Origin of the sequence: Streptomyces filipinensis (genome assembly GCF_014649495.1) — a bacterium.
Lineage (GTDB): Bacteria > Actinomycetota > Actinomycetes > Streptomycetales > Streptomycetaceae > Streptomyces > Streptomyces filipinensis.
The window spans coordinates 282,384-305,312 of the sequence record NZ_BMTD01000010.1; the positions used below are offsets into that span (position 1 = coordinate 282,384).

Here is a 22,929-nt window from a genome sequence, read left to right on the forward strand (position 1 = left end):
CAGCATGACCGAACATCTGGGCGGGGCAGTGATACCGACTGGTTTCGACGTACCCGTGGAGCCGCTGCGACGCGCGGCGCACTACACCGGCGAACCAGGATGCATCGCCGAGGCGCGTGCCTTCGCCTCCCGGTTCCTGGAGGAGTTGCGGACCGAGTGGTGCGCCACCGCCGACCGGCGTGCCGACGGCGAGCTGATGCTGCTCGTGAGTGAACTCGTCACCAACGCCGACCGGCACAGCAACGGCCCGTACATCCTGGAACTGGAAGGCACCGACAGCGCCGTCACGGTGTCCGTCTACGACAGCAGCTCCGCCCTGCCCCGCCGCTACCCCAAGGATCCCGAGCGCGTCGGGCGGCACGGCCTGGAGATCGTGTGCGCCCTGGCCTCGGCGGTCACCGCGGAGCGCGTACCGGTCGGCAAGCGGGTGCAGGCCCGCTTCGAACTGCGCCGCCCGGAAGCGGGCTGACCTCAGGCGCAGCCCAGCTCGCCGAGCATCCCCTCGCGCAGCCGGGTGATGATGCGCTTGATCAGCCGGGACACGTGCATCTGGGAGCAGCCGAGCCGTGCCCCGATCTCCGCCTGGGTGGCCTCCTCGACGAACCGGAGATGGATGATCTCCCGGTCCCGCTCGCTGAGCTCCGCCATCAGCGGGGCGAGCGCGTGGAAGTCCTCGACGAGCCGCAGCCCCTCCTCCTCGACACCGATGAAGTCGGCGAGCACCGCCTCGCCGTCCTCGGGACCGTCGCCGGTGAGCGCGGCGTCCAGGGAGGCGGAGTTGTACCCGTTGGAGGCGAGCTGGGCCTCGACCACCTCGTCCTCGGAGATGTTCATCAGCGTCGCCAGCTCGGCCACCGTCGGGTCCCGGTCCAGCCGGCTGGACAGCTCCTCGCGCGCCTTGGCCAGCTCCACCCGTGCCTCCTGGAGCCGGCGCGGCACGTGCACCGCCCACGTGGTGTCCCGGAAGAACCGCTTGATCTCGCCCACGATGTACGGCAGCGCGAAGGAGGTGAACTCCACCTCGCGGGCCAGCTCGAACCGGTCGATGGCCTTGATCAGGCCGATCATGCCGGTCTGGACGATGTCCTCCATGTCGTCGCCGCGGCCCCGGAACCGTCCGGCCGCGAACCGCACCAGCGACATGTTCATCTCAATGAGGGTGTTGCGCGCGTACTGGTACTCGTGCGTGCCCTCTTCCAGCTCCGTCAGGCGGCGGAAGAACTGGCGGGACAGCTCCCGTGCGTCACGGGGCGCGACGGACGCCGGGTCCGCGATTCCAGGCAGTGATTCCTCGCCCGTCCTGTCCTGCTCGGCCCTCTCGGCGACCTCTGCTTCTGACCGGATCCCGGCGGTGTTCATTACCTCTCCCACGAAAGTCACGGTGCCACGTCTGCCGTCTGCCCTGAGCGGCCAGTTTTTGTCCGTTTCCCACCTTTTGTTCCGGGTACCCGAACCCCGGTACTCGACGTGTGCCGACGGTGCCGCTCACGGGGCGAGTACCCCCGGTCACCTCTGGCATGCACGCGTTGTCGCGCAGTGGCGCGAAACACGCCCCGCCGATTTCCCTCAGGGCGCAACGCGGCGCCCTTGCCCCGCGGGCCCCGGCTCGTAGGCTGGCGCGGGTGACCAACCAGGTGAGCAACGAAGCCCGAGTGATCCCGCTGCGACCGGTGCCCGCCCGCCCGGCGGGCCCCGAGTCCTCGCCCGCGCGGAACACGGGGAACACGCAGAACAGGGAGACGCGAGAGAACGCGGGGCAGCGGGAGGGCAAGGAGCCGTTGTGGCGTGATCTTGTCGGTGAGGTGCTGCGCCGCGAGCGGCGGTCACAGGAGCGCACCCTCAAGGACGTGGCCGACGCGGCCAGGATCTCGCTGCCCTACCTCTCCGAGATCGAGCGCGGCCGCAAGGAGGCCTCCTCGGAGGTCCTCGCCGCCGCGGCGCACGCGCTCGGCCTGGGCCTCGCCGACCTGCTGTCCCTGACCCACGCGGAGCTGACCCGCCACACGACCCCGCATCGCCGTCCGGCCGCCGCGCGTCCCCGCCCCTCCACCGGCCTCTGCCTGGCCGCCTGAGCCGGCCCCGCCGTACGACGCCCCTACGGCTTCTCGCGGAGCCCGCGGAAGAACGCTCTGATGTCGGGGACCAGGAGGTCCGGTTCCTCCAGGGCCGCGAAGTGGCCGCCCCGGTCGAACTCGGTCCAGCGGACGAGGTTCTCGGTGCGCTCCGCCTTGTGCCGCAGCGGCATCTGGGGGTCGGCCGGGAACACGGCCAGCGCGGTCGGCGCGGTCGACGGCTCGGCCGGCTGCCACGCCCGGTCGCCGCTGGTGTGGGCCCGCTCGTAGTAGATACGGCCGGATGAACCGGCCGTACCGGTCAGCCAGTACAGCATCACGTTGGTCAGCAGCCGGTCCCGGTCCACCGCCTCCTCCGGCAGCTCCTCGCAGTCCGCCCACTCCCGGAACTTCTCCACGATCCAGGCGAGTTGACCGACGGGCGAGTCCGTCAGGGCGTAGGCCAGGGTGTGCGGGCGGGTGGACTGCAGGCCGGCGTATCCGGCGCCGTCCCGGAGCCAGGCGTCCCACCGGCGCCAGGACAGCAGTGTCCGCTCCCGCTCCCCGGGGTCCAGCGCGGCCAGCTCCTCCTCGGCCGGCTCGGTGGCCGCCTGCGCGCCGGGCAGCAGATTGAGGTGGACGCCGATCACCCGCTCCGGATGGACGCGCCCCAGCTCGCGGGAGATCCCCGCGCCCCAGTCGCCGCCCTGCAGCCCGAACCGCTCGTAGCCGAGCCGCCGCATCAGTTCCACCCAGGCGTCGGCCACCCGGCGCGCCTCCCAGCCCCGTTCGGTGGTGGGTCCGGACAGCCCGAAGCCGGGGATGCTCGGCACGACGACATGGAAGGCGTCCGCCGCGTCGCCGCCGTGCGCGACCGGGTCGGTGAGCGGGCCGACCACGTCCAGGAACTCCACGACCGACCCCGGCCAGCCATGGGTGAGGACCAGCGGCGTGGCGTCCGGCTCCGGTGAGCGGACGTGGGCGAAGTGGACGTTCGTCCCGTCGATCGTGGTGGTGAACTGCGGCCACCGGTTCAACTCGGCCTCGGCGGCGCGCCAGTCGTACTCGTGCCGCCAGTACCGGACCAGCTCGCGCAGATAGCCGGCCGGGACGCCGTACTCCCAGCCGGCTCCGGGCAGCTCGGCCGGCCAGCGGGTCCGGTCGAGGCGGTCGTGCAGGTCGTCGAGGTCGCTCTGCGGGACGGAGAGCCGGAAGGGTTCGATGCGTTCGGCAGGCGTGGAGGTCATGATCGGGATGCTAGGCGCGGACGCCGTTCACCCGCACGGATTATCCGGCGCCCCCGCCGATGAGTTTCGCCGCGAGGATCGGTCGATACAGATGACCGCGTTCCCCGCTCAGGAGGTACTCATGACCAGCGACGGATTCGTCACGTGTCTGTGGTTCGACGGCCAGGCCGAGGAGGCCGCCGAGTTCTACGTCTCGGTCTTCAAGAACTCGAGCATCGGCCGCGTCGGCCGCTACACCGAGGCCGGTCCCGGCCCGGCCGGCTCCGTGCTGGTCGCCGAGTTCACGGCCAACGGCCAGAAGTTCGTCGCGCTCAACGGCGGCCCCCAGTTCCGCTTCAACGAGGCCGTGTCCTTCCAGATCCTCTGCGCCGACCAGGACGAGATCGACTACTACTGGACCAAGCTCACCGAGGACGGCGGCGAGGCCGGCCCCTGCGGCTGGCTCAAGGACCGGTACGGCGTCTCCTGGCAGGTCGTCTACGACCGGATGCCCGACCTGATCGGCGACCCCGACCAGGAGAAGGCGGCCCGCACCATGAAGGCCATGATGGCCATGGGCAAGCTGGACGTCGCCGCGCTGGAGAGGGCACACGCGGGGGAGTAGCGGCCATCGGCCCCACCCGGCCTCGACGGGGATCTCGGTGATCACATACCGGGAGTTCCCCGCCAGGGCCGGGCCGGTGTCCCATGCCGACGGAAGTTCCTGACGCCGGGCCCCGGCTCAGATCCGGTCGGCCGCGATCAGCAGGTACTGGAAACTGCCGTTGCGGTAGGCGTCGAGGAACGTGTCCTCGATGCCCGTGACCAGGTGGTCGGCCTGCTTGCGCAGTTCCCAGTAGGGGATCGCGGCCTCGGTCAGATCCTCGACGTGGGCCGGCACCAGACGGTTGCGGGCCATCGCCTTGAAGTACTCCGAGCGCGGGTGGATGTCGCAGATGTAGTGGGCGTTGATCAGGGACACCTCGCGCGAGGCCCGGCCGTAGGTGTCGTTGTAGCAGCCGGTGATCGTCACATAGCGTCCGCCCCGGCGCAGCAGCCGGGCGTGCTCGGCGAACAGCAGGTCCAGCTCGACGTACATGGTGGACTCGTTGTTCCACGACGCGGCGTACGCGCCCGACGCGAAGCCGGTGTCGAGCATGTTGCGGTGGTGGTAGCGCACCTTGTCGTCGACCTGCCGCCGGCGGGCCGTCTCGTTGGCGAAGTCGGCCTGCTTGGCGGAGATGGTGACCCCGTCGGCGTGGCAGCCGTGGCGCAGGTTCGCCACGATGCTGCCGCCGCCCCGGCCGCAGCCGGCGTCGAAGACCCGGTCGGCGGGCGTGAGCGGGCCGAGGTGGCCCGCCAGCAGCTCGGCCTGGGCGTGCTCCAGCCGGTGCAGTTCCGTGGTGATCCGCGCCTTGCGCAGATCGGGATCGGGCTCGTCGAGCACCGTCCAGTCGGCGTCCCCGATGCCGTAATGGTGGTGGTACAGGTCGTCGATCTTTCCGAGTTCGAGGTTGACCGGGTTCTCCTCGGCGTTCCAGTAGTCCGCGACGCGGTTCTGGTACGTGGACTGGGTCGGCACCGGTGCCGGCGTGCTGGTCTTCCGGGCGACAGGGGCGGTGGTCAACAGTTGCTCCTCGAAGTGGTGCTGATGGTGTTTCAGGTGAGCTGTGGATCTGCTACCAGTAGTCGGGCAGGTGGTAGCGGTGGGTGTTGGTGGCGTGCCACTCGTGGTTGCCCGAGACCCAGGCGGCCAGGCCCTCGGCGTAGCGCGCGATCACGGGTGAGGTGGCCGACAGGGCGGCGGACTCCTCCTCGAAGGCCTCCATGATCCCGTTGTGGATCTCCACGGACTTCAGATAGGCGGCCTTCAGCCCACGGCGGTCGTTGGCCGCGACCACCTGGGGCAGGTTGAGGTGGTCCGGATCGCTCGCCAGCTCCTTGGTGAACGAGTACAGGTCGTTCACGATCGTGGTCGCGTTGCAGGCGAGGGCGGTGATCCGCTGGATCTCCGGGCGGGCGTAGACCGGCTCGGGCAGTTCGTAGCCGTCCACGGCGTCGACGAGCGACAGACAGGGGCGGAAGTTGTTGAACTGCCGCATCACCAGGTACTCCCAGACCCGCGGTGTGTACCGGGTCTCCATCCAGGCGGCCTCGGCCAGATAGCCCATGTGCAGCCGGGCCATGTCGTGCACGAACCGGCCGGTCTGGCTGGGCGTGGCGAAGGTCGCGTAGTCCGCCAGGGCGAAGTGGTAGGAGCGCAGCGGCCCGTCGGCCTGGATGCCGTCCCGCCACTCCGCCTCCAGCTCCGGGATGCCGTGGTAGGGGTCGAGCGCCGACTGGGCGATGATCAGCGGCCCGCCGAGGCCCCGCCGTGATCCGCCCCGACCCTCGTCCTCCTCGCAGTAGCAGGAGTCCACGATGTTCTCGGCGAGCAGCAGCTTCCCGGCGGCGGTGAGGCGGTCGAGGTCGAGGCCGCCCGGATGCTGCAGGACGACGGCCCGGCCGAACTGGAAGCCGGAGAAGTCCCCCTTCCAGGCCTCGGGGAACAGGTCCAGCTCGCGGGCCCAGGCCTCCAGCCTGCGGTCGACCTCGGCCGCCTTCTCCGGGTCGGCGGGTACCGCCGGCCGGTAGCGGAGTCCGGGGACGGCTCCGGTGCGCCGGGCCGGGCGCAGGCTCTGGGCGATGTTCGGCGGCCCGGGCAGCGCGTAGGAGTGGGTGGATGTGCTCATGACTGTGCTCCAGGCCGTGTCAGTCGGCGGTCCGGCCGAGCTGGACGTTCTCCAGGATCCCCGCCGCGTCGGGGACCAGAATCGCCAGCGAGTAGTAGGCGGTGACCAGGTAGTTGATGACGGCCTGCTCGTTGACGCCCATGAAGCGGACGTTCAGGCCCGGCTGGAACTCCTCCGGGATGCCGGTCTGGTAGAGGCCGATGACACCCTGGTCCGCCTCACCGGTGCGCAGCGCGATGATGCTGGTGGTGTGGTTCTCACTGATCGGGATCTTGCTGCACGGGTAGATCGGGACCCCGCGCCAGGCCGGCACCTCGTGCCCGTCGACGCTCGCCGTGCCGGGCACCAGACCCCGTCGGTTGCACTGCCGGAAGAAGGCCGCGATCGCCTTGGGGTGGGCCAGGAACACCTTGGTCTTGCGGCGCATGGACAGCAGCTCGTCCATGTCGTCGGGCGTCGGCGGGCCGGTGAAGGTGCTGATCCGCTGCCCGTAGTCGATGTTGTGCAGCAGCCCGAACTCCCGGTTGTTGACCAGTTCCCACTCCTGGCGCTCGCGGATCTCCTCGACCGTGAGGCGCAGCTGCTGCTGGGTCTGGTCCATCGGGTGGTTGTAGAGGTCCGCGACCCTGGTGTGCACCCGCAGCACGGTCTGGGTGAGCGACAGCTCGTACTCGCGCGGGGCGAGCTCGTAGTCCACGAAGCCGCCGGCCAGTGTCTCCTCGCCGACGTGGCCGGCCTGCACCGGAACCTCGGCCTCGCCCTTGCGGTTCATCGGCAGCTGCTGCCGGTCCACATACGCCTGGAGATGGGCGCCCAGTGACGGCACGCGCTCCATGACCTCCTCGACGACGGCCCAGGGCAGCGCCAGCACCACGCCCGCGGTCTCCGCCCGGACCGAGGTGAGCCACAGAGGGTCGGACTGCCCGACCGCCTCGTCGCCCATCTGGTCGCCGTCGGTGACGACCCCGACGATCTCCTCCTCGCCGTACTTGCCCGCCGCGTACCGGGTGAACCTGCCGTGCACCACGAGGTACGCCTCGGTGACCGGCTGTCCGGCCTCGAACAGCACCTGTCCCGCGCGCACCTCGCGGGCCTGGAAACGGCCGGCGACCTCGGTCAGCACCTCCAGGTCGTCGTAGCCGCGCAGGATGGGCAGTTCGGTGAGCGTGTGCGGGATGACCCGGATGTCGTCCCCGCCGTTGTGCTCGAAGCTCACCCGGCCGCGCCCCGTGCGCAGTTGGAGGCGCCGGTTGACCCGGTAGGTGCCGCCCTTGACGTCCACCCACGGCAGTGTCTTCAGCAGCCATCGGGAGGTGATGGCCTGCATCTGCGGTTCGGACTTGGTGGTCGTGGCGAGCTGGCGTGCCGCCCGGGTGCTCAGGCTGGTGAGCTGCCGGTCGGCGGTCGGATCGGGTTCAGGCTCGTCTACGGCGGAGCCGACGACGCTGTCCGGTGTGGACACATTCCCTCCAGCGGAGAGGTGAACAAGGGGGTGTGAAGAGGCGGTGGTGCGCGAGGTGCGAGTGCGCAGGCACAAGCCAAACAGCCGTGGTGATCTCCGGGATACGGCGCAAAGGGGGCGGTTGCATGACTTGGTTGCGTAAACCGGCTGTCCGGGGCGAAAGGGGGCGCGCTTCTTGATCACGCGCTGGTGGTCCCGCCTGTGCCCGGGCGGCCGGGGTCAGGAACGGTCGTGCACCAGTACCGCGGCTCCGTCGAAGCGTCCGGCCTTCAGGTCCCGCAGGGCTCTGGGCGCCTCGGAGAGCGGATACGGGTGCGTCGTCGCGCGGACGCCGTACCGGGCGGCCAGCACGAGGAACTCCCGCCCGTCCGCACGGGTGTTGGAGGTGACGCTGCGCAGCTCCTTCTCGTAGAACAGCTCGGTCTCGTAGTGCAGGGCCGGCACGTCGCTCAGGTGGATGCCGGCGAGCGCCAGCACGCCGCCGCGGTCGAGGGCGCGCAGTGCGACCGGGACGAGCTCGCCGGCCGGGGCGAACAGGATCGCGGCGTCCAGCGGCTCGGGCGGGGGCTCGCGCAGGTCCCGCGCGGAGGCCGCGCCCAGCTCCAGGGCCAGCCGGCGGGCGGCCGGCTCCCGGGTGATCACATGCACCGTGGCGCCCTCGGCGAGCGCGATCTGCGCACACAGGTGCGCGCTCCCGCCGAAGCCGTACAGGCCGAGCCGTCCGCCCTTGGGCAGCCCGGTCCGGCGCAGCGCACGGAACCCGATGATCCCGGCGCACAGCAACGGTGCCACCGCCACGTCGTCCAAGGCGCCGGGCAGCCGGTAGGCGAAGCCGGCCGGCACGGTGGCGTACTCGGCGTAGCCGCCGTCGGCGTCCCACCCGGTGTACTCCGAGCTCGGGCACAGGTTCTCGGCGCCCCGGGCGCAGTACGCGCACCGCCCGTCGGTCCGGCGCAGCCACGCCATGCCCACCCGGTCGCCCACGGCGAAGTCACCGGCCCCGGGTCCGGCGCGCGCCACCACGCCGACGACCTCGTGTCCCGGCGTCACTCCCGCCCGGTGCACGGGCAGGTCACCCTCGGTGACATGCAGATCGGTCCGGCACACCCCGCAGGCGCGCACCCGCACCAGCAGCTCGTCCGCGCCGGGCAGCGGCACGGGGCGCTCCACGAGCCGCAGCGGGTCACCCTCGACGGGCCCGGGCCGCACGACGGACCAGGCCCGCATCGTCGGCGTCGTCATCACGTCCGCCCTTCCGAAGCAGCGGGCCCCTTCCCCAGTGTCCGGCAGCCCCGCGTTCGGCGCGCGGGCCGAACGCGGGCTGGCTAGCGTGAGCACGGGGGCAGCACAACACCAGGAGGGCCGCGAGCATGGCCGTGCAACCCGAGGGAACGCCCTGTTGGGCCGATGCGATGTTCAGCGACGTCGAGGGGGCCAAGCGGTTCTACGCCGACGTCCTCGGCTGGACCTTCGGCGAGTCGTCGTCGGAGTACGGCAACTACACGCAGGCCTACGCGGACGGCAAGGCGGTGGCCGCCGTGGTCCCGCCGATGCCCGGCCAGGAGGGCCAGTCCCAGTGGTGCCTGTACTTCGCCTCGCCGGACGCCGCCGCCACCGCGGAGAAGATCCGCTCGAACGGCGGCGAGGTGCTCATGGAGCCGATGCAGGTCGGCACCTTCGGCACGATGTGCCTGGCCCGTGAGCCCAGCGGAGCCGTGTTCGGTGTCTGGCAGGGCGGTACCCACGAGGGTTTCGAGGCGACCGCGACCCCGGGCGCCTACTGCTGGGCCGAGGTCTTCACCCGTGAGCCCGAGAAGGCCGACACCTTCTTCTCCGCCCTCTTCCCGTACCGGATGAAGCAGATCCAGGACCAGGCCGTCGACTTCCGGATGTTCGACGTGGGCGAGGACACCGTCCTCGGCCGGATGCGGATGACCGACGACTTCCCGCCCGAGGTGCCGTCCTACATCAATGTCTACTTCACCGTCGACGACTGCGACGAGGCCGTGGCGCGCGCCACCAAGCTCGGCGGTGTCCTCCGCTTCGGGCCGATGAGCAGTCCCTTCGGCCGGTTCGCCGCCCTCAGCGATCCGCAGGGCGCGAACTTCTCCGTGATCGACATCGCGACCACGGAAGGGGAGATGCCGGAGGTCACGGAGGTCTGACCGGCTCCCGCAGCAGGCTGCCCGCGGCACGAGGAGCACGGCCGGCCGTTCGGCCATGGCATGATCGGGCACATGCGTGAACGTGTGGTGGCCGCGTGCGACGGGGCTTCGAAGGGAAACCCCGGACCGGCCGGATGGGCATGGGTGATCTCCGACGACGAGCGGACCGCGGTCCGCTGGGAGGCGGGCCCGCTCGGCCGGGCAACCAACAACGTCGCCGAACTCACCGCCCTGGAGCGGCTGCTCGCGGCCGTCGAGCCGGACGTGCCGCTGGAGATCCGCATGGACTCCCAGTACGCGATGAAGGCCGTCACCACCTGGCTGCCCGGCTGGAAGCGCAACGGCTGGAAGACCGCGGCCGGCAAGCCGGTCGCCAACCAGGAGCTCGTCGTCCGCATCGACGCGCTGCTGGACGGCCGGGCGGTCGAGTTCCGCTACGTCCCGGCCCACCAGGTCGACGGCGATCCGCTGAACGACTTCGCCGACCGCGCCGCGAGCCAGGCCGCCACCGTCCAGGAGGCGGCCGGCAGCGCGCTCGGCTCTCCCGAGCCGCCGCCGTCGCCCGACACCCCGAAGGCGGCGGCCCCGCGCAAGAAGGCGCCCCGCCGCGCCGGCGGCGGAGCGTCCTCCCGTACGATCAAGGCGAAGTTCTCCGGCCGCTGCCTGTGCGGCCGCGCCTACGCGGCCGGCGAGTCCATCGCCAAGAACGCGCAGGGCTGGGGTCACCCGGAGTGCCGTACCGCCGAGGCCTGATCAGCCGTCTTCGACGGTCGTCGGCCGTCGTGGGCCGTCTGCGGCGGTCTCAGCTGTCGAAGGTGTAGAACTTCGTGTGGTCCAGCAGATCCGCCGGGCGCACGTCGTTCCACGGCTTCATCGTCTCGTTCAGGTCCACGACGTCCGGCGTGCCGCCGCCCGGCACGTACGACGCGCCGGGATGCCGCCGCTGCCACTCCGCCCACAGCTTGTCGACGAAGGCGTGGTGCAGCCAGAACACCGGGTCGTTGGGGGAGACCCCGGTGGCCATCTGGCCGCCGACCCAGACGTGGACCCGGTTGTGCAGATTGACCCCGCGCCACCCCTCCAGGTTGTTGCGGAAGCCGTCCGAGGCACTGTTGTACGGCGCCATGTCGTACGTCGCTATGGACAGCACCGACTCCACCTCCGCGGGCGTCGGCAGCTCGCGCACGGCCGTGCCGAGCGAGCGGCGCAGGAAGGTACGGCCGTCGACGCGTATGTTCATCGGCCAGTTGCCGGCCGACGCGGCGAACGGGCCGTCCATCACCCGGCCGTCCGTGCTGCGCCCGGTGCCGCCCAGGAAGTCCGGCCCCCACAGCGCGGCACGCACCGTGCGGTCGGTGCTCCAGTCCCAGTAGGGCAGCGCTACCGAGGAGTCCACCGACTGCAGCGCCTGTTCGAAGTCGAGCAGGAATCTGCGGTGCCAGGGCAGGAAGGACGGGGAGCGGTGGCCGGTCCGCTCACTCGTGTCGGTGTCCGACATGATGAACGCGTTGTGTGTGCGGACGAACTCGTCGTAGCGTCCGTTGCGCTTGAGTTCGAGGACGGCGTTGACGAACCGGCGCTTCTCGTCGGCGCTCAGGTTGGCCTGGTTCTTGCGTACGGTCATGGTGCGGGTGCTCCGGAAGTCCTTGCGGGGGCGGTCAGTTGGCGGGGAAGGGCAGCAGCGCGGCGCCCTGCAGCTCGTCCACCGCGGCGCGGGCGGCGGCGCGCGGGGTGCGCACCGGGTCGTAGTGGCTGACGACGCTGATCCAGGTGCCGTCGACGTTCCGCATCAGGTGCAGCGGCACGCCGTCGATCAGCACCTCGTATCCGCCGCCGTGCTCGTGGTGGTGGCCGCCTCCGCTCATCGGACGGCCCTGTATCCGGCGGCCCTTGTAGACCTCGTTGAAGGTGTCCGGCATCGGCATGGTGTGGTCGTGCCCCGCGGCCGAGGCCGCGGGCGCCGCGAGGGCGGTGACGGTGGCCGTCGCGGCGAGGGCTGCCGTCGCGGTGAGCGCGCGGCGCCGGGTGAGGTCGGGCATGCGGTCCTCCTGGAGGGTGTTCCTGTGGTGACGACGCATGCCTATCGGGGGCTCGGTGACGGGAAGAAATCCCCCGGAACCGGTTGGCTGTGATCCGGACAATTGGTTACATGTCGTACAGCGTTGAACGAAGATGATCTTGCCGCGCCTGGGTGGTGATCCGCTCCGGAACGGGGAATTCCTTGCCGTGCCGGCCGCGTTTCCGGCGATCCTTCTCGCCCGCGGTCCGTCCGAGTGGTCCGGCTCACCACGCCAAACTGACGCGATCGGGCGACGTGGACGCCGCGCCTCTGCGGGGTGACCCGGCCGCTCCGAGTGGCCGGGTGTCCCGTCCGTGATCGTGCCCGTCTCGTTGCGCCCGCTTCACCCCGCCCTCCCCGCCGCGGCACCGAGCGCTCACGGCACGTGACCGGGAATGTTGGTGAATGGCCATTCACTCGATAAGGTGAATTGCCATTCACCTCGCCGTCATGTCGCCCGCAGGAGCGCCGATGGACAAGACCGCCCCGACACCCCCGCCCCCGGCCGGACCGATCCCGCTGCGGAACCGGCTCACCATCCCGGTGCTGGCGTCGGGCGGCATCCTCATGGCGGTCATGCAGACCGTCGTCGTCCCCCTGCTTCCGGACCTGCCCCGGCTCACCGGCGCCTCGCCCGCGGCGGTCTCCTGGACGGTCACCGCGACCCTGCTCTCCGGCGCCGTCCTCACCCCCGTCCTCGGCCGGGCCGGCGACATGTACGGCAAGCGCCGGGTGCTCACCTGCGCGCTCGTGCTGATGACCGTCGGCTCGGTCATGTGCGCGCTGTCCTCCGACATCGGCGTGCTCATCGCCGCCCGCGCGCTCCAGGGCGCCGCCGCCTCCGTCGTACCGCTGTCGATCAGCATCCTGCGCGACGAACTCCCGCCGGAGCGCCGCGGCTCTGCCGTGGCGCTGATGAGTTCCACGGTCGGCATCGGCGCCGCGCTCGGCCTGCCACTCGCCGCACTCGTCGTCCAGTACGCCGACTGGCACACCATGTTCTGGCTCACCAGCGCCCTCGGCGCGCTCGGTGTCGCGGCGACCTGGTGGGCGGTCAAGGAGTCGCCCGTTCGCGAGGCCGGCCGGTTCGACGTGCTGGGCGCGCTGGGGCTCGCCACCGGCCTGGTCTGCCTGCTCCTGGGCGTCTCCCAGGGCGGCACCTGGGGCTGGGGGAGCCCCCGGGTCCTCGGGCTGTTCCTCGGGGCCGCACTCGTCCTCGCCCTGTGGTGGTGGCAGCAGCTGCGCGCCGAACGGCCGCTGGTCGACCTGCGGCTGGTCAGCCGGCCACGGGTGGGCCTGTCGCATGTGGCCGCCCTGCTGACCGGGTTCGCCTTCTACGCCAACTCCCTGGTCACCGCCCAGCTGGTACAGGCGCCGAAGGCCAGCGGCTACGGCCTCGGCCTGTCGATCGTCGCCACCGGCCTGTGCCTGCTGCCCGGCGGCGTGACCATGCTGCTGTTCTCGCCGCTGTCGGCCCGTATCTCGGCCGCGCGTGGCCCCCGGATCACCCTCGCGCTGGGCGCCGCCGTCATCGCCTGCGGTTACGCCGTCCGCGTCGCCGACAGCCGGGACCTGTGGATGATCATCGTGGGTGCCACCGTCGTGGCGACCGGGACCACGCTCGCCTACTCGGCGCTGCCGACCCTCATCCTGCGGGCCGTGCCGGCCGCGCAGACCGCCTCCGCCAACGGCGTCAACGTCCTGATGCGCACCATCGGCCAGGCCACCTCCAGCGCCGCCGTCGCCGTCGTCCTCGTCCACCACAGCAGCCCCGTGGCCGGCGCCCAGGTGCCCACCCTGCACGGCTACCTGCTCGCCTTCGCGATGGCGGGCGCCGTCGCCCTCGCCGCCTGCGCGGCCGCCCTCTCCATACCCGGCGACGGCCCCTCGGACGGCACCCGCCGCGCCGAGGGCGCCACCCGGGGCACCCGCGCCGAGGCGATGGAGGGAGCATGAGGACGTGAACACCCGGACCGACCCCACCGACCCCACCGACCCGACCGCACCCGCACGCCGGGACGCCGAGGACACCAAGGCCGCCATCCTCAAGGCCGCCCGCCACCTCCTGGCCCGGCACGCGCACGCCGACATCACGCTCAAGGCCGTCGCCGAACGGGCCGGCGTCAGCCCGCCGCTGATCGTGAAGTACTTCGGCAACCGGGACGCCCTGTTCGCCCGCGTGATGTCCTTCGCCACCGACGCCGACGCGCTGCTGGACGCCCCGCTGTCCGGCCTCGGCCAGCACATGGCCCGGCACGTCCTGTCCAGCCAGCGCGACCGCGGCGCCGACCCGCTGCTGCGCATCGCCTTCGCCCCGCTGCACGGCGACCACGGCGACATCCTGCGCGCCAACTTCCGCGCCCAGGTGACCGAACGGCTCGCCGCCCGGCTCACTGGCCCCGACCCGGGGCTGCGCGCGGAACTCGCCGTCGCCGCGCTCGTCGGCCTCGGCGTGATGTACGGCATCGCGCGCGGCCCGCACCTGCGCGAGAGCGACATCGACGCCATCGCCGACCGCTACGGACCGCTGGTACAGGCCCAGTTGACCCCCGGAACCTGACACGGTCCCGCTGCCGGGCGTCGAGCGCTGGAAGACCGCGGTGCGCCCGGACGTTGCCTCAGGGTATGAAGATCAGTGAGGCTTCCCGGCTCAGCGGCGTCAGCGCACGCTCGCTGCGGCACTACGAGGACGAGGGATTGATCGTCCCCGGCCGGTGCGGCAACGGGTTCCGCGACTACTGCCAGTCCACCGTCGACCGGGTGCTCGTCATCCGCTCGCTGCTGGACTCCGGCCTCCCCGTGCGGTTGATCAGGGACGCGCTGCCCGGCCTCACCGACGGATCCGACGGGGACACGGACGCGGTGTGCGCCCGGTTCCTGGACGAGGTGCAGGACTTCCGCGATCGGCTCGCCGCGCGCATCGCCGTTCTCAGCGATCAGCAGGCGGCGCTCGACGCCTACCTGCAGAAGGCCCGCCGCGCCGGCCCATGAGGCCCACTTGACCTTGACGTAAGTGTGAGACTCCTACGGTCGGCGCATGAACACCGACGAGCAGACGATGCGCGCACTGGTCCAGCACTCACACCAGGGACCGAAGGACCTGACCCTCACGACCGATCGGCGGCGTCCCGTCCCGGGCCCCGGCGAGTACCTGATCCGCGTGGGCGCCGCAGGGGTCAACTTCGCCGACGTCATGCAGAGCCGCGGAACCTACGAGGGAGGCCCGCGGGCGCCCTATGCGGCGGGCTTCGAAGCCGCCGGCGAGATCGTGGGTGCCGGCCCGGGCGTCGAGAGCCCGCTCCCCACCGGCACCCACGTCGTCGGAGCCGGCCCGGGCGCCTTCGCGCAGTACATGACGATGCCGGCGACCGGCGTACTCCCCGTGCCTTCCGGCTGGAGCGACGCCGCAGCCCTCGGTCTGGTGCTGAACTGGGCCACCGCCCTGGCCGCACTGAAGCCGCTGGGCGATGTCAGGACCGGTGAGGCGGTGCTCGTCCATGCCGCGGCCGGAGGGGTGGGGCAGGCCGCCGTCCGCCTCGCCCGACACTACGGCGCACGCGTGATCGCCACGGCGTCACCGGCCAAGCACAGCACCGTCCAGGCGCTCGGCGCGGACGCGGTCCTGGACAGCGCACGCCCCGATCTGGCCGAGGAGATCACCCGCCTGACCGGCGGGGTCGACCTGGTCCTGGAATCGGTGGGACAGGCCACGTTCGGCGTCAGTCTGTCGGTCACCAAGCCCTTCACCGGGCGCGTGGTCGTGTTCGGTGCCGCTTCCGGCGACGCCACGCTGACCACGCACGACCTGGTCTTCACCCACCAGGTCCAGGTCAAGGGCCTGCACATCGGTGCGCTGGCGGACAAGGCACCGTCCCTCCACCAGTCGTTGGTCGTGGAGCTGGAGGCCCTCATCGCCCAGGGCGTGTACCCGCCCGGCACCCCCGAGGTGCATCCCCTGGCCGCGGGGCCGGCGGTGCTCCGGCAGCTCGCAGCAGGCCGGACCCGAGGCAAGCACGCCCTTGATCCCTGGCGCCAGGAACACCTGTGAGGCACCAAGTGTCCTGCCGGGCAGGGCGATGGCGTGCACGGCGCCGCGTCCGGTGCACGGCTCGCCCACCGGAGCGGCCGCTTCCGCCCGGTCGGGTGCCGGATGTCAGACTGGCGGCATGGACGAACGCGCAATCCGCAGGTCGGGTCAGTGGGCATCGGTGGTCGGTCTCGGCACATGGCAGCTGGGCGCCGACTGGGGTGACGTGGACGACAAGGAGGCCCTGGCCGTCCTGGAGGCGGCGGCCGAGGCCGGGGTCACCTTCTTCGACACGGCCGACGTCTACGGCGACGGACGCAGCGAGGAGACCATCGCCTCGTTCCTGCGCGGCCGGCCCGACCTGCACGTGCTGGTGGCCACCAAGATGGGCCGCCGGGTCGAGCAGATCCCCGAGAACTACGTCCTGGACAACTTCCGCGCCTGGAACGACCGTTCGCGGCGCAACCTCGGCGTCGACCGCGTCGACCTGGTCCAGCTGCACTGCCCGCCGACGCCCGTCTACTCCTGCGACGCGGTGTTCGACGCCCTCGACACCCTGGTGGAGGAGGAGCGCGTCGCGGCCTACGGCGTCAGCGTGGAGACCTGCGCGGAGGCGCTGACCGCGATCGCCCGGCCGAACGTGGCGAGCGTGCAGATCATCCTCAACCCCTTCCGTATGAAGCCCCTGTACGAGGTGCTGCCCGCGGCCCGCGAAGCGGGCGTCGGCGTCATCGCGCGTGTGCCGCTCGCCTCCGGCCTGCTGTCCGGCAAGTACACCAAGGACACGGTGTTCGCCGCCAACGACCACCGCACCTTCAACCGGCACGGGGAGGCCTTCGACCAGGGCGAGACCTTCTCCGGTGTCGACTACGGGACCGGTGTCGAGGCCGCCGCCGAGTTCGCCGCGCTCGCCCCCGAGGGCTACACCCCGGCCCAGCTGGCGCTGCGCTGGATCGTCGAGCAGGACGGCGTGACCACGGTGATCCCCGGCGCCCGCACCCCCGAGCAGGCCCGCGCCAACGCGGCCGCCGCCAAGCTGCCCCCGCTGCCCGAGGAGACCTTCACCGCGATCCGCGAGCTGTACGAGAGGCGGATCAAGGACCAGGTCGAGCACCGCTGGTAGCCGGGGGAGCACGCGCCGTTTGAACGAACGGCCGCGCGGTTACACGCACCGCATGACGGAGGAAGGACGGCGCAGGGGGCGCAACGAGACCGAGGAGGAGCGGGCCGACCGGATGTGGGTCGAACTCATCCAGGAGGTCCGCGTCGCCCAGACGGGCGTGCAGATCCTGTTCGGTTTCCTGCTGACCGTCGTCTTCCAGCCCAAGTACGCCCAGCTCGCCCCCACCGACCAGGTCATCTACATCGTGACCGTCGTCCTCGGCGCCTGTGCGACCGGTGCCCTCATCGGACCGGTGTCCCTGCACCGCCTGGTGTCCGGCCGCCGCGTGAAGCCGCAGGCGGTGCGGCTGGCGTCCCGGATGACGTTCGTCGGGCTGGTCATGCTCCTGGTGACGATGGCGTCCTCCCTGCTGTTGATCCTGCGGGTGGCCACCCACAACGGCTATGTGCCGTATCTGGTGGGGGCTGTCGTCGTCTGGTACCTGGTGTGCTGGTACGGCCTGCCGCTGTGGGCCCGGCACCGGCACACGACCCGCTCGCCCGACGGCGCCGCGGGCGCGGGGCCGGCCGGCGGCGCCCCCGACCGGGACCGGACGTAGGAGCGGAGCGGTCGGGGCCGGACGCGGGAGCGGGGCGGCCGCTCAGCCCGCGGACAGGATCTCGGCCAGCAGCTCGTCGACCGGGACGCGTTCCCGCCCCGGCGGGACGATCCGATGGGTCTCCCGCAGGAACGCGGCGACCGCGGGTGCCCAGGCGAACACCACCGCGCGGTGCCGGGTGCCGTCCGGCCGGGCGTCCCCGAGGAACTCCATGCGCAGCTCGTGCCACGCGGCGGTCGCGGTGGGCCGCAACCGTACGTCCCCGGCGCCGACCGGCCGCACCAGACCGTCGGAGAGCATCTCCCGGTCCAGCCGCCAGCAGGCCAGCACCCGGCCGTCATGGCCGAACACGGCGGTCACGGCGAACGGGTCGTCGGCGTCGTAGCTGAGATGGGCCAGCACGGGACACCGGCCGGTGCCTTCCGCGCGCAGCTGCACCACCAGCGTCTTGTGCACGAACGAGGTCATGCGAGGGCCTCCGGCAACAATCGGCGTAGAGCCCTCTAGTACCCCCCTGGGGCCCGGGATGCTCACCCGTGAGACTGATTCCCCGCGTTCCCGCCGGATCCGCGCAGCGCGGTCAGACAGCTGCCGATGGCCTGCTGGAGCTCCTCCAGACGCCGGACCATGTCGTCCTCGTAGAAGTCCCGGGCGTCGTCGAAGGTCAGCTCCTCGAAGGCCCTGGTCGCCTTCTGCAGGCTGCTGTAGAACTTCGTCCGGCGCTCCTGGACGCGCAGTTCGGGGTCCGCCTCGACCGCCTCGACGACGAGCGACTTCATGGTGTCGTAGGCCTCGGTGGCCCACTCGCCCGTGTCCTCGCCGTCCTCCAGTTCGTCGATCAGCGACAGATGACGCTCGGCCTCCTCGCGCAGCTCGGCCGGGGCCTCGACGGTCTGCCCGGCCGGGGTCCGGATCTGTCCGGACTCGGCGATCTGCCGGACGTAGCCGATCCGGTCGGCGGCCCGGCTCTCGGTCGCGACGGCCTTCTTCAGGTCGTCGGTCCGTACGACGTCACGCGCCAGCTCCGCCTGCAGCCCGGGGTCCTCCCGGAGCCGGTCCAGCAGGGCGGAGCGGGCCGCGCGGGCGGTGGAGGGGTCGGCGAGGATCGCGGCGCGCAGCGCGGTCGGGTTCTCGGCGACCTCCAGCGCCTTGGTGGGGCGGATGCCCTCGGCCTCGGCGGCCTCGGCGATCGCGGTGCCGCGCTCGGAGGTCGCGCTGTTGCGGGAGACGTAGTAGCCGAGCCACACGTCCGCGTCCGGCAGGTCCACCTCCTGACCCGGCTCAAGGGTCTCGAAGTGCGGGACGAGCCCGTCGTCGGCGGCCCGGTCCCAGGCCTTGTAGTAGCGCATGACCCGCTCCGGGGAGCAGCCCGCCAGCTGGGCGAACTCCTTCGCGGACACCTTCGGCGTCGCACCGGCCGGCTGTCCGCCCGGCCGGACGCTGCGGGCCACCATCAGCGCGAAGGCCCAGCCGCCGGTGCGCGCGTAGCCGCCGAACTCCCGGGCGTCGCGCGCCACCAGGTCGGACAGGGGCGGCGCGGCCGGGGCGGACGTCTCGGACGGCTCGATGACCAGGGTCACGGATGACTCTCCTGCGAGGATGCTCAAGGGACCGCACCCGGGTGCGGATGCGGACAGGAAAGCCTATAGCGACGCACAGGCGGTGGTGTCCCGCGTCGTGATGTGTCCCTCGGCCCACGTGGTCAGCCGAGGGCCTCCCGCAGCGCGGGCAGCAGGGTCTTCGCCGACCAGTCCAGGAACTCCGGCTGTGCGTCGCCGCCGATCTGCACGAGGGCGACCTCGCCGAACCCGGCCTCGGCGTAGGGCCGTACGGCCTCCACGAAGACGTCCGGGTCGTCGCCGCACGGGATCGAGGAGGCGACGTCGTCCTCGGTCACGAACTGCGTCGCGGCCTCGAAGGAGTCGGGGTGGGGCAGTTCGGCGTTCACCTTCCAGCCGAGCCCGAACCAGCGGAACTGCGCGTGGGCGCGCTTGACCGCCGTGTCCCGGTCGGGGTCGTAGCACACCGGCAGCTGTCCCACCCGTGGCTTGCCGCTGCCGCCGTGCCGGTCGAAGGCCTCCAGCAGCCCGGGCTTCGGTTCGGTCGCGATGACCAGGTCGGCGAGGTGCCCGGCGAGCTTGCAGGACTGCTCGCCGGAGACGGCGATGCCGATCGGCGGCGGCTGGTCCGGCAGATCCCACAGCCGGGCCGACTCCACGTCGTAGTGCGGTCCGTGGTGGGTGACATGGCCGCCCTCGAACAGCGCCCGGATGACCCCGACGGCCTCTTCGAGCATCTCGTGGCGCACGTCCACCGGGGGCCAGCCGCCGCCCACCACATGCTCGTTCAGGTTCTCGCCTGCGCCCAGTCCGAGCCGGAACCTGCCCTCGGACAGCAGCTGCACCGTGGCCGCCTTCTGCGCCACGATCGCCGGGTGGTAGCGGAGGATGGGGCAGGTGACGTAGGTCATCAGCGGAATCCGCGAGGTGGCCTGGGCGGCGGCGCCCAGCACGCTCCACGCGTAGGAGGAGTGGCCCTGCGAACGCAGCCACGGAAAGTAGTGGTCGGAGATCACTGAGAAGTCGAAGCCGGTCTCCTCGGCCCGCACCACGTGGTCCACCAGGTCCCGGGGGCCGGCCTGCTCGGTCATCATCGTGTATCCGATTTGCACCATAAGGGGCGAGTCCCCGGGTCGGCGGCTCGAAAACGGACCAGGACGCCGGTCAGTGTGCCGGCGTGCGGAACGTCTGCAGGAACGTCTTCAGCGCCAGCCGGTTGGCGTCGTCGTCCCAGGTCGCGGCCGGAGTCGTGAAGCGCAGGGAGAAGCCGTCGCCGCCGCCCGTCAGGAAACCGCGCCCGAAGGTGTGCACCCGCGCGTCCCCCGACCCGGCCAGCCACTCCAGGTCGGCGGCCCGGTGCCCCTGGTAGGTGGCGGCCCGGACGGTGCCGACGCGGCCGTATCCGGGGAGCCGTCGCAGATCCGGTTCGACGTCGTCCCGCCAGACGGCGACCGGGTCCGGGCCCACGTGCTCGCTGTGCGTGACGGCCAGCGTGGGGGAGGTGGCGTCCCGGCCGAAGGTGACGCGGTAGGCGCCGCTGACGCGGGAGGTGGTCAGCCGCCGCCAGCCGTCGGGCAGGGCCACGGAGAAGCCCTCCGGGGCGGTGTAGGGGTGGTAGCCGGCCGGCAGGGCGGGCGGGCTGCTCGGGGTGGGGCTCGCGGACGGCGTCCCGCCCCCGCCGCCGGTGTGTCTGCCGGTGGGGGTGACCGTGGCGGAGGGGTGGTCCGGTGTCTGCGCGGTTCCGGTGCCCGGCAGCTGGTGGGTCGCGGCCAGGACGGCGGCGGTGACGGTGAGCGCGGCCAGCGCGGTACCCGCCGCCAGAGCTCGTCTGCCGTGCTCCCGTCCGGCGAGGCGCACGCCCGCGTACGCGCCGCGCAGCCGGGGTACGGGGGCCGGCTGCCGGTCGGCGTCGGCGTCCTCGTCGAGGGCCCGGAGCAGGGCCGCACGGACGACCGGGCGGGTCAGCCGCTCCCGCGAGTTCTTCCGCAGCAGCCCCTGCACGGACTGGGTGAGCGGGCCGGCGCGCAGCGGGGTGCGCAGCGGCAGCCGGTCCACGGCCTTCAGGGTGGCGTCGGGCCGGCCGCGGTCCCGGAACGGCGGCCGGCCCTCCACCATCGTGTACAGGAGCGCACCCAGCGCCCACAGGTCGGCGGCCGGCCCGATGCGCTCGTCGCGGGCCTGCTCGGGGGAGGCGTACGACGGCGCCGTCAGCCGCGGCACGAGGGTCGCGCCGGCGAGCCCGAAGCCGGTGACGACGACCGGGCCGCTGTCCCGTACGAAGACCTGGCCCGGGCTCAGCTCACCGTGTGTGATGCCCTCGTCGTGCGCGGCCTGGAGCACGTCGAGCAGCTCCAGGCCGGTCCGGGCCGCCCGCACCGGGTGGAACGCGCCCTCGCGGTCGAGGAGTTCGCACAACGGCGTGCCGTCGATCCACTCGGTGACCGTCCACAGGGTGCCGGTCTCCACCACCGCGTCGACGACCGCGGCGACCTGGCCGGGGCACAGCAGCCGCATGGTCTCGGAGGTGCGGATGAGGCGGGCCGTGACCCGGCGCACGGTGTCCTCGGCGGACCCCTCCGGCAGGGCGGTCTGGGCCACCAGCCGGGGCTGCTCCGCCGCCACGTCCTCGGCGTACCACCACAGCCGGTTCGTCTCGCGGGCGAAGACCTCCAGGAGCCGGTAGCGTCCGGCGACCAACTCGTGTGCGGAGACGTGCGCCTTGACCATGGTCATCCCTCGCTGGAACCCCTGTTGTGTGTCGTGTGTCTCACAGAGGTACGCGGGGTGCGCCGGGATGCGTTCAAAGAAACCGTGACCTGGGCCGCGTTCCTGCCTTTTATTCAACTCTTCGAAAGGGCTTGCGAGTTTGGGATGGCCGTACCCGATGGTCGTTCGACCTGTGGGTAACCGACGGTAAGTGCCCGGTGCGGGCCGGCCTCACAGCAGTCCGAACCGCTCCGCCCAGCCGGTGAGCTCGCGCGGTGTCGTATTGCCCCCGCACACCACGAGGCCGATCCGGGCGCCGTCGCCGACCCGTGCCGCCACCTCGCGGGCCGCCGGCAGCAGACAGCCCGCGGCCGGCTCGGCCCACACCTTGCCGTGGTCGGCCAGGTCCAGCGAGCCCTGCACGGCCTCCCGGTCGGGGACCACCAGCACCTCCTCGACCAGCGCGGACACATGGTCGTACGTCAGCTGCGACACCGCGGGCGCGCTGAGTGTGGTGACCAGGGACGACAGGGGCACCGGCACCGGTCCGCCCGCCTTCAGCGCCGCGGACATGGCCTGCGCGCCCTCGGTCTCCACGCCCCACACCCGCACCCGGGGGCGTCGGGCGGCGAGCGCGGCCGCGATCCCGGCGATCAGCCCGCCGCCGCCGATGCTGACCACGACGTCCGTCGGTTCGTCGGCGTCCGCGACGTCTTCGGCCAGTTCCAGCCCGACCGTGCCCTGTCCGGCGATCACCACCGGGTCGTCGAACGGGTGGACCAGGGTCAGCCCCTCGTCCCGCAGCCGCGTCACCAGCTCGAAGGCGCTGTCCATGCCGTCGGTCAGCCGTACCGACGCCCCGGCCTCCCGCACGATCTCGACGGAACGCGCAGGCGCGGTACGGGGCATCACCACGGTCGCCTTCACATCGAGGGCGGCGGCCATCACCGCGAGGGCGATCCCGTGGTTGCCCCCGCTGACCGCGACCACGCCCGCCGCCCGTTCGGCCTCGCTCAGCGACAGCAGCTTCGCCGTCGCCCCGCGCGCCTTGAACGAGCCGGTGCGCTGGAGCAGTTCGAGCTTGGCCGTGACCGGGACGCCGAGCAGCGCGGTCAGACCCGGGCTCGCGACGGTCGGCGTCCGTACGACATGCCCGGCGATCCGCTCCGCAGCGGCTTCGATCTCCGTGATGCCGATCAAGGTGCTCCACCCTTCCGGCGC

Annotated in this window: 24 protein-coding genes; 11 read left to right on the plus strand and 13 right to left on the minus strand. The window is 71.9% G+C overall.

Features of this window, described 5'->3' with window-relative positions; genetic code table 11:
• The first annotated feature begins 4 nt into the window (after positions 1 to 4).
• Positions 5 to 469 carry an ATP-binding protein gene (locus IE244_RS23325; protein ID WP_191875503.1) on the plus strand — a complete coding sequence of 155 codons (465 nt, stop codon included), beginning with the start codon at positions 5 to 7 and terminating at the stop codon, positions 467 to 469.
• Between the two features lie 2 nt (positions 470 to 471).
• Here the strand turns inward: IE244_RS23325 and IE244_RS23330 are convergent, their stop codons facing one another.
• Complete coding sequence (locus IE244_RS23330) at positions 472 to 1,359, minus strand: RNA polymerase sigma factor SigF (RefSeq protein ID WP_191875581.1); 888 nt, start codon at positions 1,357 to 1,359, stop codon at positions 472 to 474.
• A gap of 263 nt (positions 1,360 to 1,622) precedes the next feature.
• On the opposite strand from IE244_RS23330, the gene IE244_RS23335 reads away from it, so the two are divergent.
• The gene (locus IE244_RS23335; protein ID WP_191875504.1) at positions 1,623 to 2,072 is read left to right on the plus strand and encodes a helix-turn-helix domain-containing protein; all 450 of its coding nucleotides are present in this window, start codon (positions 1,623 to 1,625) and stop codon (positions 2,070 to 2,072) included.
• A gap of 23 nt (positions 2,073 to 2,095) precedes the next feature.
• On the opposite strand, the gene IE244_RS23340 is transcribed toward IE244_RS23335, so the two are convergent.
• A complete protein-coding gene (locus tag IE244_RS23340) occupies positions 2,096 to 3,298 on the minus strand; it encodes an epoxide hydrolase family protein (protein ID WP_191875505.1) in 1,203 nt (400 codons plus the stop codon).
• 121 nt (positions 3,299 to 3,419) lie between these two features.
• Between IE244_RS23340 and IE244_RS23345 the strand changes: the two genes are divergently transcribed.
• Positions 3,420 to 3,902 (plus strand): VOC family protein, encoded by a 483-nt coding sequence (locus tag IE244_RS23345; protein WP_191875506.1) that lies wholly within the window; start codon positions 3,420 to 3,422, stop codon positions 3,900 to 3,902.
• 117 nt (positions 3,903 to 4,019) lie between these two features.
• Here the strand turns inward: IE244_RS23345 and IE244_RS23350 are convergent, their stop codons facing one another.
• The 4 genes from IE244_RS23350 to IE244_RS23365 all read right to left on the minus strand — a co-directional run bounded on the left by IE244_RS23350 (position 4,020) and on the right by IE244_RS23365 (position 8,698).
• Positions 4,020 to 4,904 (minus strand): geranyl diphosphate 2-C-methyltransferase, encoded by an 885-nt coding sequence (locus IE244_RS23350; protein ID WP_191875507.1) that lies wholly within the window; start codon positions 4,902 to 4,904, stop codon positions 4,020 to 4,022.
• Positions 4,905 to 4,956: 52 nt separating this feature from the next.
• The gene (locus tag IE244_RS23355; RefSeq protein WP_191875508.1) at positions 4,957 to 6,009 is read right to left on the minus strand and encodes a family 2 encapsulin nanocompartment cargo protein terpene cyclase; all 1,053 of its coding nucleotides are present in this window, start codon (positions 6,007 to 6,009) and stop codon (positions 4,957 to 4,959) included.
• A 19-nt stretch (positions 6,010 to 6,028) separates the two neighbouring features.
• The gene (locus tag IE244_RS23360) at positions 6,029 to 7,471 is read right to left on the minus strand and encodes a family 2B encapsulin nanocompartment shell protein (RefSeq protein ID WP_191875509.1); all 1,443 of its coding nucleotides are present in this window, start codon (positions 7,469 to 7,471) and stop codon (positions 6,029 to 6,031) included.
• 219 nt (positions 7,472 to 7,690) lie between these two features.
• Positions 7,691 to 8,698 (minus strand): zinc-binding alcohol dehydrogenase family protein, encoded by a 1,008-nt coding sequence (locus IE244_RS23365; RefSeq protein ID WP_191875582.1) that lies wholly within the window; start codon positions 8,696 to 8,698, stop codon positions 7,691 to 7,693.
• A gap of 143 nt (positions 8,699 to 8,841) precedes the next feature.
• On the opposite strand from IE244_RS23365, the gene IE244_RS23370 reads away from it, so the two are divergent.
• Both IE244_RS23370 and IE244_RS23375 read left to right on the plus strand, forming a co-directional pair.
• Entirely contained in the window at positions 8,842 to 9,636 is a 795-nt protein-coding gene (locus tag IE244_RS23370; RefSeq protein ID WP_191875510.1) for a VOC family protein, read from the plus strand.
• A 60-nt stretch (positions 9,637 to 9,696) separates the two neighbouring features.
• Entirely contained in the window at positions 9,697 to 10,389 is a 693-nt protein-coding gene (locus tag IE244_RS23375; protein ID WP_191875511.1) for a ribonuclease H family protein, read from the plus strand.
• Between the two features lie 49 nt (positions 10,390 to 10,438).
• Here IE244_RS23375 and melC2 read toward each other — a convergent pair whose 3' ends face one another.
• Together melC2 and melC1 are read right to left on the minus strand one after the other, a co-directional pair.
• Entirely contained in the window at positions 10,439 to 11,260 is an 822-nt protein-coding gene (gene melC2, locus IE244_RS23380; RefSeq protein WP_191875512.1) for a tyrosinase MelC2, read from the minus strand.
• Positions 11,261 to 11,294: 34 nt separating this feature from the next.
• Complete coding sequence (gene melC1 / locus IE244_RS23385) at positions 11,295 to 11,675, minus strand: apotyrosinase chaperone MelC1 (protein WP_191875513.1); 381 nt, start codon at positions 11,673 to 11,675, stop codon at positions 11,295 to 11,297.
• A gap of 491 nt (positions 11,676 to 12,166) precedes the next feature.
• Between melC1 and IE244_RS23390 the strand changes: the two genes are divergently transcribed.
• From IE244_RS23390 to IE244_RS23415, 6 genes are all read left to right on the plus strand, one after another.
• Positions 12,167 to 13,651, plus strand: a complete 1,485-nt coding sequence (locus IE244_RS23390; protein WP_191875514.1) for an MFS transporter — start codon at positions 12,167 to 12,169, stop codon at positions 13,649 to 13,651.
• Between the two features lie 4 nt (positions 13,652 to 13,655).
• Positions 13,656 to 14,255, plus strand: a complete 600-nt coding sequence (locus IE244_RS23395; protein WP_191875515.1) for a TetR/AcrR family transcriptional regulator — start codon at positions 13,656 to 13,658, stop codon at positions 14,253 to 14,255.
• A gap of 65 nt (positions 14,256 to 14,320) precedes the next feature.
• Positions 14,321 to 14,686, plus strand: coding sequence for a MerR family transcriptional regulator (locus IE244_RS23400; protein WP_191875516.1), 366 nt, complete (start codon positions 14,321 to 14,323; stop codon positions 14,684 to 14,686).
• A gap of 46 nt (positions 14,687 to 14,732) precedes the next feature.
• The gene (locus tag IE244_RS23405; RefSeq protein WP_191875517.1) at positions 14,733 to 15,743 is read left to right on the plus strand and encodes an NADPH:quinone oxidoreductase family protein; all 1,011 of its coding nucleotides are present in this window, start codon (positions 14,733 to 14,735) and stop codon (positions 15,741 to 15,743) included.
• Positions 15,744 to 15,861: 118 nt separating this feature from the next.
• The gene (locus tag IE244_RS23410) at positions 15,862 to 16,845 is read left to right on the plus strand and encodes an aldo/keto reductase (RefSeq protein ID WP_191875518.1); all 984 of its coding nucleotides are present in this window, start codon (positions 15,862 to 15,864) and stop codon (positions 16,843 to 16,845) included.
• Positions 16,846 to 16,897: 52 nt separating this feature from the next.
• Positions 16,898 to 17,443: a DUF6328 family protein gene (locus IE244_RS23415; protein WP_191875519.1), complete on the plus strand. Its 546-nt coding sequence runs from the start codon at positions 16,898 to 16,900 to the stop codon at positions 17,441 to 17,443.
• Between the two features lie 42 nt (positions 17,444 to 17,485).
• Here IE244_RS23415 and IE244_RS23420 read toward each other — a convergent pair whose 3' ends face one another.
• From IE244_RS23420 to IE244_RS23440, 5 genes are all read right to left on the minus strand, one after another.
• Positions 17,486 to 17,911, minus strand: a complete 426-nt coding sequence (locus IE244_RS23420) for an SsgA family sporulation/cell division regulator (RefSeq protein ID WP_191875520.1) — start codon at positions 17,909 to 17,911, stop codon at positions 17,486 to 17,488.
• Positions 17,912 to 17,973: 62 nt separating this feature from the next.
• Complete coding sequence (locus IE244_RS23425; protein ID WP_191875521.1) at positions 17,974 to 19,023, minus strand: hypothetical protein; 1,050 nt, start codon at positions 19,021 to 19,023, stop codon at positions 17,974 to 17,976.
• Between the two features lie 122 nt (positions 19,024 to 19,145).
• Entirely contained in the window at positions 19,146 to 20,117 is a 972-nt protein-coding gene (locus tag IE244_RS23430; protein WP_191875522.1) for an LLM class F420-dependent oxidoreductase, read from the minus strand.
• Positions 20,118 to 20,166: 49 nt separating this feature from the next.
• Complete coding sequence (locus IE244_RS23435) at positions 20,167 to 21,735, minus strand: serine/threonine-protein kinase (protein ID WP_191875523.1); 1,569 nt, start codon at positions 21,733 to 21,735, stop codon at positions 20,167 to 20,169.
• Between the two features lie 204 nt (positions 21,736 to 21,939).
• A complete protein-coding gene (locus tag IE244_RS23440; RefSeq protein ID WP_191875524.1) occupies positions 21,940 to 22,908 on the minus strand; it encodes a threonine/serine dehydratase family protein in 969 nt (322 codons plus the stop codon).
• Positions 22,909 to 22,929: the final 21 nt, after the last annotated feature.

Coding starts and splice junctions, on each gene's coding strand:
- IE244_RS23325 (WP_191875503.1), top strand. CDS start 5: ATGACCGAACATCTGGGCGGGGCAGTGATACCGACTGGTTTCGACGTA.
- IE244_RS23330 (WP_191875581.1), bottom strand. CDS start 1,359: ATGAACACCGCCGGGATCCGGTCAGAAGCAGAGGTCGCCGAGAGGGCC.
- IE244_RS23340 (WP_191875505.1), bottom strand. CDS start 3,298: ATGACCTCCACGCCTGCCGAACGCATCGAACCCTTCCGGCTCTCCGTC.
- IE244_RS23345 (WP_191875506.1), top strand. CDS start 3,420: ATGACCAGCGACGGATTCGTCACGTGTCTGTGGTTCGACGGCCAGGCC.
- IE244_RS23355 (WP_191875508.1), bottom strand. CDS start 6,009: ATGAGCACATCCACCCACTCCTACGCGCTGCCCGGGCCGCCGAACATC.
- IE244_RS23365 (WP_191875582.1), bottom strand. CDS start 8,698: ATGCGGGCCTGGTCCGTCGTGCGGCCCGGGCCCGTCGAGGGTGACCCG.
- IE244_RS23370 (WP_191875510.1), top strand. CDS start 8,842: ATGGCCGTGCAACCCGAGGGAACGCCCTGTTGGGCCGATGCGATGTTC.
- IE244_RS23375 (WP_191875511.1), top strand. CDS start 9,697: ATGATCGGGCACATGCGTGAACGTGTGGTGGCCGCGTGCGACGGGGCT.
- melC2 (WP_191875512.1), bottom strand. CDS start 11,260: ATGACCGTACGCAAGAACCAGGCCAACCTGAGCGCCGACGAGAAGCGC.
- melC1 (WP_191875513.1), bottom strand. CDS start 11,675: ATGCCCGACCTCACCCGGCGCCGCGCGCTCACCGCGACGGCAGCCCTC.
- IE244_RS23390 (WP_191875514.1), top strand. CDS start 12,167: ATGGACAAGACCGCCCCGACACCCCCGCCCCCGGCCGGACCGATCCCG.
- IE244_RS23400 (WP_191875516.1), top strand. CDS start 14,321: ATGAAGATCAGTGAGGCTTCCCGGCTCAGCGGCGTCAGCGCACGCTCG.
- IE244_RS23405 (WP_191875517.1), top strand. CDS start 14,733: ATGAACACCGACGAGCAGACGATGCGCGCACTGGTCCAGCACTCACAC.
- IE244_RS23410 (WP_191875518.1), top strand. CDS start 15,862: ATGGACGAACGCGCAATCCGCAGGTCGGGTCAGTGGGCATCGGTGGTC.
- IE244_RS23415 (WP_191875519.1), top strand. CDS start 16,898: ATGACGGAGGAAGGACGGCGCAGGGGGCGCAACGAGACCGAGGAGGAG.
- IE244_RS23420 (WP_191875520.1), bottom strand. CDS start 17,911: ATGACCTCGTTCGTGCACAAGACGCTGGTGGTGCAGCTGCGCGCGGAA.
- IE244_RS23430 (WP_191875522.1), bottom strand. CDS start 20,117: ATGGTGCAAATCGGATACACGATGATGACCGAGCAGGCCGGCCCCCGG.
- IE244_RS23435 (WP_191875523.1), bottom strand. CDS start 21,735: ATGACCATGGTCAAGGCGCACGTCTCCGCACACGAGTTGGTCGCCGGA.